This window comes from Clostridium sp. HV4-5-A1G, from assembly GCF_900184915.1.
Classification (GTDB): Bacteria; Bacillota; Clostridia; order Clostridiales; family Clostridiaceae; genus Clostridium_B; species Clostridium_B aromativorans.
Genome location: NZ_FXYI02000123.1, coordinates 1 through 10,962, shown reverse-complemented (window position 1 = coordinate 10,962; position 10,962 = coordinate 1). Strand labels below are relative to the sequence as shown.

Annotated in this window: 11 protein-coding genes; all 11 read right to left on the bottom strand. The window is 34.9% G+C overall.

Annotated features, from left to right (window positions below; genetic code table 11):
* Nucleotides 1-161: 161 nt before the first annotated feature.
* The gene (locus tag J5G60_RS12730; protein WP_150357953.1) at nt 162-959 is read right to left on the bottom strand and encodes a sugar phosphate isomerase/epimerase family protein; all 798 of its coding nucleotides are present in this window, start codon (nt 957-959) and stop codon (nt 162-164) included.
* Nucleotides 960-1,039: 80 nt separating this feature from the next.
* The gene (locus tag J5G60_RS12725) at nt 1,040-1,819 is read right to left on the bottom strand and encodes a hypothetical protein (protein WP_179977919.1); all 780 of its coding nucleotides are present in this window, start codon (nt 1,817-1,819) and stop codon (nt 1,040-1,042) included.
* A 382-nt stretch (nt 1,820-2,201) separates the two neighbouring features.
* Nucleotides 2,202-2,786: an orotate phosphoribosyltransferase gene (pyrE, locus tag J5G60_RS12720; RefSeq protein ID WP_150357952.1), complete on the bottom strand. Its 585-nt coding sequence runs from the start codon at nt 2,784-2,786 to the stop codon at nt 2,202-2,204.
* 10 nt (nt 2,787-2,796) lie between these two features.
* Nucleotides 2,797-3,687 carry a dihydroorotate dehydrogenase gene (locus tag J5G60_RS12715; RefSeq protein ID WP_150357962.1) on the bottom strand — a complete coding sequence of 297 codons (891 nt, stop codon included), beginning with the start codon at nt 3,685-3,687 and terminating at the stop codon, nt 2,797-2,799.
* Between the two features lie 40 nt (nt 3,688-3,727).
* Nucleotides 3,728-4,501 (bottom strand): dihydroorotate dehydrogenase electron transfer subunit, encoded by a 774-nt coding sequence (locus J5G60_RS12710; RefSeq protein ID WP_150357951.1) that lies wholly within the window; start codon nt 4,499-4,501, stop codon nt 3,728-3,730.
* A gap of 28 nt (nt 4,502-4,529) precedes the next feature.
* On the bottom strand, nt 4,530-5,390 hold the full coding sequence (gene pyrF, locus J5G60_RS12705; RefSeq protein ID WP_150357950.1) for an orotidine-5'-phosphate decarboxylase: 861 nt from the start codon (nt 5,388-5,390) through the stop codon (nt 4,530-4,532).
* Nucleotides 5,391-5,415: 25 nt separating this feature from the next.
* Nucleotides 5,416-6,603, bottom strand: coding sequence for a dihydroorotase (locus J5G60_RS12700; RefSeq protein ID WP_150357949.1), 1,188 nt, complete (start codon nt 6,601-6,603; stop codon nt 5,416-5,418).
* A gap of 41 nt (nt 6,604-6,644) precedes the next feature.
* Nucleotides 6,645-7,076, bottom strand: a complete 432-nt coding sequence (locus tag J5G60_RS12695; protein WP_150357948.1) for an aspartate carbamoyltransferase regulatory subunit — start codon at nt 7,074-7,076, stop codon at nt 6,645-6,647.
* Nucleotides 7,077-7,089: 13 nt separating this feature from the next.
* On the bottom strand, nt 7,090-8,010 hold the full coding sequence (pyrB, locus tag J5G60_RS12690; protein ID WP_150357947.1) for an aspartate carbamoyltransferase: 921 nt from the start codon (nt 8,008-8,010) through the stop codon (nt 7,090-7,092).
* A 369-nt stretch (nt 8,011-8,379) separates the two neighbouring features.
* Complete coding sequence (locus J5G60_RS12685; RefSeq protein ID WP_150357946.1) at nt 8,380-9,699, bottom strand: MFS transporter; 1,320 nt, start codon at nt 9,697-9,699, stop codon at nt 8,380-8,382.
* A 78-nt stretch (nt 9,700-9,777) separates the two neighbouring features.
* Nucleotides 9,778-10,926 (bottom strand): galactonate dehydratase, encoded by a 1,149-nt coding sequence (gene dgoD / locus J5G60_RS12680; protein WP_150357945.1) that lies wholly within the window; start codon nt 10,924-10,926, stop codon nt 9,778-9,780.
* Nucleotides 10,927-10,962 lie beyond the last annotated feature (36 nt).

Here is a 10,962-nt window from a genome sequence, read left to right as displayed (position 1 = left end):
AAATCCATTCACATTTATATATTATACTTTCCACTTTTACTCATTGACAATAATTTAATTTCAATATTAAGAATAAATTATTAATTTGTACATTTATATTATATATTTTACCACTAAAATTATAATATTCGTATTATAATTTCATATTAAGCAAACAAATTTCATAGTTTTTGACTGCAAATAATATTCCAGATATAGTTTTGGGACTCTTTCAGCTGACAATAATCTTTATAATTATCACTATATACTTCAATTATACCCACTTTATTATATCCTATTTCCTTTAACTTACAAAGTATTTTTTTATAATCCACATCTCCTTTTCCCGGAAGAAGGCAGGAATTTTTATCGTCTCTGTCATTTAGATGAAGATTTTCCATAGCACTTCCCATGACGTCTATATATTCTTCAGGTGTCCTGCCCGCTCTATAAGCCTGTTTTATATCCAGAGTAAAATATATGGGATTACTGCATTTTTCCTTAAGCTCATACAAAAAATCAGTATTGCTGGATAAACACCAGAAAACATTCTCCTGGCATAATTTTATACCCTGTTTTCCTGCTGCGTATGTCAACTTATTATAAATGTCAAAAATAAAACTGCTGTGAACCTCTTGTAATTTTCTATACTTCATACCGTGAAAAGTATAGCATTTAGCTCCCAGCAATTTTGCTAATTTACAAACTTTTTCAAATTTTAAAAAAGCATCATCCCTTCTTCTTTTATACTCATCAAATAAATAGGGTTCAAAAGAAGAAGAAAATGCATGAACTGAATTGATAACAAAATCATTTTTTAACTTTTGTTCCAAAAGCAACTTTCCAAAACTTTCTTCATACTCACTATCGCTGTTTAAAAATATCTCTCCCAATTTAAATCCTAAATTTCTCATTATAGTTATACTGTCTTCCGTATTTACATATGGATAAAAACTGGCAGATGACAATCCTATATCCATAATACCTCCTAAATTAACAAGCTAGTTATTATTGTCCACTGTACTACAAGAATACCCAGTCAGCAAGGTACATACCCCACCTACTGGGTAACAGAACCTGCTGCATTTACATAAACAGTTGCGCCATCTTCGATCACTGTAAGTCCCTTCTCGGTTAATCTCTGAAATTTTATATTTTCTCCCTGTATACCTTGAACCATAATGTGACTTTTATTCTGTATATTCTCTATCCACACATATTTTGAGGTCTTACCTATCCATGGTAGTTGACTTATATATGCGATATTATTGTCGTCCAAAAATTTCGGTGATAAACACCATATATAAGATGGATTGCTGGATATTTGGGCATTTTTTTCTATCACACTGCCGTTAGTAGATACATATTTAGGATTTGTTATATCCTGTTTATTGCCATTTATATCTACTAGAAGTATACTTTGAGATTTGCTGTCAAATAGCACTATATTTTTAGCAGAGGGACTTATATCATAATTTCCATTTCCAGGAGTGACACTTTTAAATTTTCTATCGCTGCCCTTACCTTCGTATGCCAAATTTACACTCTTGCCATCACTCAATTTTATTTTATAATTTTCTTCTTTTTTTACTGATTTGGATTTCTGATCTGTCGAAGATACCTTTGCACCATGGCTACTGTCCTTTACCTGTTTATTTTCAGCAGAAATATTACTTTTTACTTTATTTGTTTCCTTTACTGCGGCTTTAAATGCCCCTCTTATATAAATTACAGCTAAAGCTATTATTAATAAACACGCTATCACAAGTATAATCAAATTTCTCTTGCGTCGTCGCATTTTCTTCTCATATTCTTTGCTAAAAATACTTGGCTTAACCACTCAAAAATTCCTCCTATACTCAGTATTAAAATTATAAACTTAACCAATCATCATAGATAAAAAAACCATTCTAATTTTTTATCTATAATACATAAATACTCGTTATTTATTATAACTCAAAATCCTAAGAAATAGTACTAATTTTTTGTGAACCTTTCCAGATATATTTAATCTATTGCATCCACTTTATTTATCAAGTGATTCTTGGGTTCAGATGGAGTTTGCCTATAAGAAATACTTTTCTCCAGCTGAACCTTAGCAGAACTTATCCAGGCGCGTAGCAGTGCTTATCGTAAGCTTTAAGAAGTTGGGAGTATTAGCAATGTTAGCGTTCGGATAAAGCTAAGCCCTACTTAATTTATTTAAATAGACTTAACTGAGCTTAAGAATTACTCGATTTAAACACTCTACTCCCGGGCTTCACATATTCCATTCCATCCTTACACATAGGACAATCTTCTACATCATAAGTGCTTATGTCTAACTTTACTGCACTATATACAGGATAGGGTATATCTATATCTTTTGCTCTCCTGTCAACTATACAGCATATACCTATAACCTTACCTCCCAAATTATCTACAACTCTGGCAACTTCCAGTGAAGACTTCCCCGTAGTCACCACATCTTCGGAAATCAAGATCTTCTCTCCCGGATTTATCTCAAAACCTCTTCTTATAGTCATATCTCCATTTTGTCTTTCTGCAAATATCCCGGGTTTTCCAGTCTGTCTTGCAAGCTCATAGGAAACTATTATTCCACCCATTGCAGGCCCTACTATTTTGTCAAAATAGACACCCTTCAACTTTTGTACAACAACTGCCAATACTTTTTCCGCCCTATCCGGATATTGCAAAAGTTTAGCACACTGACAGTATCTATTGCTGTGCCTCCCTGAAGAAAGTAAAAAATGTCCCTCTAAAAGTGCCCCGGATTCTTTCAAATTATCTATAACTAAATTGCTCATAATTTTCCTCCTAGATTATTCCTCTTATTTCTTCTAAATCCTCTATTTTTTCCTCTGCCGCATATTTTTCAAGCCCCTCTATTATATCCAGACATATGTCAGGCTTAATGAAATTTGCAGTTCCAACTTGAATCGCACTGGCACCTGCCATGATAAATTCCACCGCATCCTCCCAACTGCATATTCCACCTATCCCAACTACAGGAACATTTACTGCCTTTGAAACCTCATACACCATTCTAAGAGCTATGGGCTTTATTGCAGGTCCTGAAAGCCCAGCAGTAATATTATCAAATACCGCTTTCTTATTTCTTACATCTACAGCCATGGCCTTAAAGGTATTTACAAGAGATATACTGTCTGCCCCTGCTTCACAGCAATTTAAGGCCATATCCACAATATCTTCTGCATTGGGCGACAATTTTACCATAAGAGGTTTACTGCATTTTTCTCTGACCGCTTTTACTACTTCATTGGCCACCCGGGATTTTATACCAAAAGCCATACCGCCGTTTTTCACATTGGGGCATGATATATTGAGTTCTACAATATCCACATCTGAATCACTCAGCTTTTCCACGGCCTCAATATATTCCTTCAAAGTACTTCCCCCCAGATTGGCTATTACAACTGTGTCAAATCTTTTCATCTCAGGCAGCTCAATTTCTATAAAATGATCAACACCTGGGTTTTGAAGTCCCACACTGTTTAATATACCCCCTGTAGTTTCGAAAATCCTAGTGCCGTAATTTCCCTCCCTTTTATTCAGTGTAATGCCTTTTGAACATATTGCCCCCAATTTTGACACATCGTAGATAGCATTGTATTCCTCTCCAAATCCAAAAGTTCCCGATGCAGCAATTACAGGATTCTTAAGTTTCACGCCGCATATATCCAGCAATTGACCAAACTCCCTTCCAAATAAAATAAACAGTTTCAACTTACCATACCAGCTCCCGGCCTGAAAAAACAGGACCATCTTTACATACCCTTTTATTTCCAAAAATTGTATTACAGGCACATCCCAAACAGGCCCCGATCCCACAGGCCATACGTCTTTCCATGGACATATACACTGCTACCTTTTTTCTCACACAACCTTCCGCCACTTTTTTCATCATGACTTCAGGTCCACAGCACAGTACCATATCATAAAATTCCGGTTTAAATCCCTCCGTGACAAAACCTCTTTTCCCATATTTACCCGATTCTGTAGTAATATATACATTATCAACAAGGGATCTGAATTTTTCTACAGAATATATTTCATCTTTAAATCCTGCATACAAATCCACTTTCAAATTTTTTCGATTTTCACTGCTGATTAAATTGTGATTTATCATATCCACGACAAGATAAAACATTGGAGCAATACCTATTCCACCAGTTATTACGGCAATGTTTCCCTCCAGTTTTTTCATATTGAATCCATTTCCCAAAGGCCCCAGGAGGTTAATTTTATCCCCTCTTTTTAAATTGCACAGTTTCTTGGTTCCATTCCCTATTACCCGATACAGGAAAGTTATTTTATTTTTTTCCAAAGCATGTATGCTTATGGGCCTTGACAATACAGGTTCCTTTTCCCAGCATCTCAGCATATAAAACTGGCCTGGGTTTCCCCTGAAACTACCGCTGACTTCAAGTTGATATATATTGTCGCTTATTTCTGCGTTTCCATATACTTCCTTACATGTATAATTTAACTTATCTTCCAATAGATTTTTTCTCCATTTCTCTCCATTATTATCTTAATTTCCATATATCTTCTCTCATTTTAATGCACGCTTCCCTGGCACATTCTCCATAGTTTTTTTCACCCATTTCCCTGTTCTTATAGGCAAGTAATATACCTCTGGAGGAGTTCACCACGCCGCCGTTGCCATTTTTAAGATAAACTGAAATATCCTCAGCTTTTCCACCTTGTGCTCCGTATCCGGGTATTAAAAAAAAGGTAGTATTCAAATTGCTTCTAAGCTGAGCTCCCTCTTCCTGATGAGTGCAGCCTATTACACCGCCGATACTGCTGTAACTGCAGTTCCCCAGATATCTTTTGCCCAGGTTGTTTATTTTTTCTCCCACTATTTCATATAATTTTCTCTTTTTTTCCGTATTTACATACTGTAAATCCCTAGCACCCCTGTTTGAAGTTCGTATAAGTATGAAGAGGCCTTTATTTTTGCCTGCAATATAAGGTATATAGGGCTCTATGGTGTCAAACCCCATATATGGATTGAGAGTGATAAAGTCACTCTCAAAATCTCCATTAAAGTGGGCTCTTGCATACATTTCAGCTGTCTTTGCTATGTCTCCCCTCTTAATATCGGCAATAACTATGGCATGCCTGCTCCTTATATATTTCAAAGTCCTGCTATAAGCTCTAATACCCTCAATTCCCAGGGCTTCATAGTAGGCAATCTGCACCTTATAACAGGCAGCTACATCAAAAGTGCTGTCTATTATATTTCTGTTGAATTCAAATACTGCATCCTCTGCACTTTCACAGGATTTCACTATATTTTTAGGTATGTATTCCAGGTCTGTATCCAGACCTACGCATACATTTCCCGTCTTCTCCACTCTGTCATATAATTCATCTATAATCATAAATAACCCCCTCGAATCAAAAATATCAAATTTCCTGTTCAAACACAGTCTTTCCTGCTTTTATTGTTTTAATCACTTTACCAAATACCCTACGTCCTTCAAAGGGAGTATTTTTACCTTTGGATTTAAATTCACAGCTTCTTATTATATAATCCACGTTTAAATCTACCAAAATCAAGTCTCCATCATATCCTGGAGTTATAAGTCCTTTCTGGACCTTCAATATTCTGGAAGGATTTCTGGACATCAACTGTGAAAGTCTATTTAAAGTTATGTGACCTCCCCTAACAAGCTTTGTATAACACAAGCTGAAAGCTGTCTCTATACCTGATATCCCAGCTGCACCTCTTTGCTTATCTTCTTTCATATGAGGTGCATGATCCGTACTTATAGCATCTACCCAGCCTTTTTTTATACTGTCCACGAGGTAATTTACATCCTCTGCATCTCTTATGGGAGGATTCACCCTGTAATTGTTTCCTGAAAGGACTATATGATGAGGAGTAACTTCACAAGTTATATTTGCCCCATTGCTTTTAGCCCTTATTATATATTCCATGGATTCTTTGGTGCTTACATGGGCTATGTGCACAGGACATCCTGTATATTCCGAAAATGATATATTTCTCCAGGTCATTATATTTTCCGCCAGCCTCATGTCAATGTCCGAAAGGGATCCATCCTCTGAATGGCACATTACTATCTTTCCCAGTTTTCTAGCCTTCATCATAGCTTTCAGCATAATTCCGCCATTCATGACATCTTTTCCGTCTTCAGATATTATTTTTACATCTCCGCTGAGTTCATCCAAATGACTTATATCCTCTCCGTCAAAATTATTGGTTATAGTGGCACATTGATGTGCATCTATCAGTCCCACTTCTCTGATTCTTTTCAATACATAATTTATAGTTTTCATGCTGCTGCAGGGGGGATTCGTATTTGCCATGAGATTTACCATGGTATACCCCCCTCTGACTGCAGCCCTGCACCCACTTTCTATATCCTCTTTATCTGTAAATCCCGGTTCTCTAAAATGCACATGCAAATCTACCAAGGATGGCATTAGAACTAACCCTTTAGCATCTATTGTCCTGCAATTTCCTTCCAGATTTTTTCCAATTTTGTTTATAACTCCATTTTTTATATACACATCTCCTAGAAAATCCTGGGAACAATCCACTACCCTGGCATGCCTTATAAGAAGTTCCATTTATAATCATCCTTTCACGAACTCTAATCCTACTGTATACTTTATAGGGATATATTTTCATATATCTGATCACAGTATTCACATCTGTATTCCCCTGTCTTTTCATCCACCAGGTTAAAAATATGAGGTATATTTTTTTCTACAGAAGTTACACATCTTGGGTTTTTACATTCTATTATATTCTCCACCCTGCGCGGCAGCTTTAATTTTATTTTTTTATATATGGATTCATCCTTTATTATATCAATTGTTATGTTTGGATCTATAAACCCAAGTACATCAAAGTCCATTTCCAGATTGTTTTCTATTTTTATAATGTCTTTTTTCCCAAGCTTTCTGCTTTCAGCATTCATTATAAGAGCCACAGAATAATCAACTTTATCCAGCTCAAGATACTTATATATTTTCATTCCAAATCCAGCCTTTATATGATCAATGACAATTCCGTTCTTTATACTATTTATAGTAAGCATTATTCATTACCCCCTATTGAATTCCAAGTAATTTCATCATAAGAGCCATTCTAACGTACATGCCGTATTTCACCTGTTTAAAATAACAGGCCCTGGGATCCCTGTCAATTTCATAAGAGATTTCATTTACTCTCGGCAGTGGATGCAGCACTATCATATCCTCTTTCGCTCTGGACATCTTTTCTCTATCCAATATATAGCTGTCCTTCAACCTTACATAGTCCTCTTCATTAAAAAATCTTTCCTTTTGAACTCTTGTCATATAAAGAATATCCAAAGAGTCTATAACATTTTCCAAATTACTCGTTTCACTGTATTCAACATTCTTATTGTCCAGCTCTTTTTTTACATAATCGGGTATTTTCAATTCCTTGGGAGATATCAATGTGAAGCTGTTTCCTTCATACCTAGACATGGCTTTAATAAGCGAGTGTACTGTTCTTCCAAACTTTAAATCTCCACAACATCCTATCTTCAGATTGAACATTGTTCCTTTTATAGATTTGATAGTTAAAAGATCTGCAAGAGTTTGAGTAGGGTGCTGGTGCCCTCCATCTCCCGCATTTATAACGGGTATAGGGGAGTACATAGATGCAATTTTAGGTGCTCCTTCTTTTGGATGCCTCATAGCAGCTATATCCGCATAGCAGCCAATTACCCTTATGGTATCCGCTATGCTTTCACCTTTTGACACGGAACTTGAACGTGCATCTGAAAACCCTATTACCTTTCCGCCCAGTCTCATCATGGCTGATTCAAAGCTCAACCTGGTTCTAGTACTGGGTTCATAAAATAACGTAGCCAGTAACTTTCCCCGACATACCTGAGAGAATTTTTCTTCTCCCGAAATTATCTCATTGGCTAATTCAAATATTTCATCAAGCTCTTCTGTCGAAAAATCCATGATGTCGATTAAATGTCTTCCTTTTAACATTTTCCTTCCTCCTTCTCAGTATCTCTGTACTAAAATTAAAGGTTCAAAAAAGTGTCTCCTCAATTTGGAAGACACTTTTACTGAATATTATATAATATCTTAAATCATTACTAAGCCTTCCCAGTTTCTCTGAACTAGTTTTAAAGGGCTCCTACTATTTAATTTACCGTAGCTTAGAATAACACAATTTTAGTTTCAAGTCAATATTTAATTCATTTTTTGTGTTGTTAACTTGTGATAATGTCATCTTAAGATTAACTTTATAAAACGTCAATTTCAACTAAACTATAAAATTATATTAACACATTAATAATAACATTGGTGAATCACATAAGAAAATTACAGTATGTTTTTATGAATTCTAGATTATTAGCCATTAACCTTTATTCTTTCAACTTTTCCTACTAAGAATATGTAAGACAAAGCTCCCAAAAATGTAATCACACCAATTAATATAATAGCCGGTTGAAAGTTTCCCCCCTTGACAATAAATCCAATAGCTAATGGTATAAAAATCGATGATAAATTTCCTATAAAATTAAATACACCTCCTGTTAACCCTATTAATTCTATAGGAGCTATTGTAGATACAAAAACCCACGTTATTGATGCTAGTCCATTTCCTAGAAAAGCCAATGTCATAAACAAAACAACAAGCGATGGACTTTCAACAAAATTCGCTGCTACTATTGATGTTGATAATAATAGCCCAAATATTATAGGTGTTTTTCTTGCTATCCCAACTGACACACCTTTTTTAATTAAAGAATCCGAAATTATTCCAGAAATTATTACACCACAAAATGCTGCTAAAAATGGCAGTGAAGCTAAAAAACCCATTTTAATAAAACCTAAATGTCTATATTCTACCAAGTAAGTTGGAAACCAAGTTAGGAAAAACCATAATGTTGAACACACTGCAAATTGTCCTATATATATACCCCATAATTTACGACTAGTTAATACAATCTTAAAATCATTTATGGTAAATTTACGCTTAATCTTTCCCTCTTCATTTTTATTAGATATATCTACTATTGCTCCACCTTTTCGAATAAAATTAAGTTCCCGTTCATTAATCCATTTGCTTGCCTTAGGATCTCTATATAAAAAATACCATCCTGCAGCCCATAACATCCCAATCACTCCTGTAATGACAAACAAGGCTCTCCATCCAAAAATATTTTGAAGTGCAACTAATAAAGGAGTTAAAAATGCTAATCCAACAAACTGCCCTGATGTGTAAAATCCTATAGCAGATGCTCTTTCATTTTCTGGAAACCATGTAGTTACAACTCTATTATTAGTTGGAAATGCTGGTGCCTCAAAGATTCCCAATGATATTCTTAATCCTAAAAATGACGGAAATCCCTTAACAAAAGCTTGTAATAACGTTGACAATGACCACATTCCTAATGATATCGTATTCATTACCCTTGATCCAAACTTGTCCAAACATATTCCTCCTGGAATTTGCAAAAGTGCATATGCCCAACCAAAAGCCGAAAATATTAGTCCAAGTTGTACTGATGATAAATGTAATTCTTTACTAAACATTGGGGCAGCAATGGATACATTACTTCTATCCATGTAATTAATTATAACACATACAAAAACCATTGCTAATATTATCATTCTTGCTCTTGTAGGTTTTGTATTTTCAATTCTTATATTTTTACCAGTTTCCATATTTATCGTTCCCTTCTAAATATTATTAAGGTAAATCTAAAACACTATACAAAAAGTTTATATCTATCTTTCCAAAAACTACCATTCCGATATACTTCCATCATTATGTCTCCATATAGGATTTCTCCAGTTATGTCCTATCTTAGCCATCTTATCTACATAATTCTCATTAATTTCAATTCCAAGGCCAGGCCCATTAGGTATTTTTACATACCCATCGTTATAATCAAAAACTTCTTTATCCTTAAGATAATCTAACAAATCTGCTTTAACATTATAATGAATTCCCAAACTCTGCTCTTGAATAAATGAATTATATACAGTTGCATCAACCTGTAAACATGCCGCAAGTGCTATTGGTCCTAATGGACAATGGGGAGCTGCTGCAATATCAAATGCTTCTGCCATAGATATTATTTTTTTACATTCAGTAATTCCACCAGCATGAGATAGATCTGGCTGAATTATATCTACATATCCATCTATAAATACTTTTTTGAAATCCCATCTAGAAAACATTCTCTCCCCAGTGGCAATTGGTATACTTACAGCATTTGCGATATCTCTTAGGGCTTCATTATTCTCTGGCAATACTGGCTCTTCTATAAACATGGGTTTATATGGTTCTAATTCTTTTGCAAGAACTTTAGCCATTGGCCTGTGTACCCTTCCATGAAAATCTATTCCAATTCCAATGTCAGATCCAAGAGCTTCCCTTATCATAGCTATTCTTTCAACTGATTTATTTACTTTTTTATATGAATCAACAATTTGCAGTTCCTCAGAGCCATTCATTTTTACCGCCGTAAATCCTGCATTAACAGCCGACTTAGCTGCTTTAACAACATCCGAAGGACGATCTCCGCCAACCCATGAATAAACCTTAATCTTATCTCTACATTTTCCTCCCAGTAATTGATATATAGGAACATTAAAATATTTCCCTTTTATATCCCAAAGGGCCTGATCAATTCCTGCTATTGCACTCATTAATATAGGTCCACCTCTATAAAATCCTGCACGGTACATAATATTCCAATGATCCTCAATTTTCATTGGATCTTGATTAACCATATAATCCATAAATTCTATTACTGCAGCTTTAACAGTTGAAGCTCTTCCCTCAACTATTGGCTCCCCCCATCCTGATATTCCTTCATCAGTATTTATTTTTAGGAATAACCATCTTGGCGGTACTTGAAATAATTTATAACCTGTAATTTTCATAATAACCCTCCATAATATATTAAATTAATATTAAAA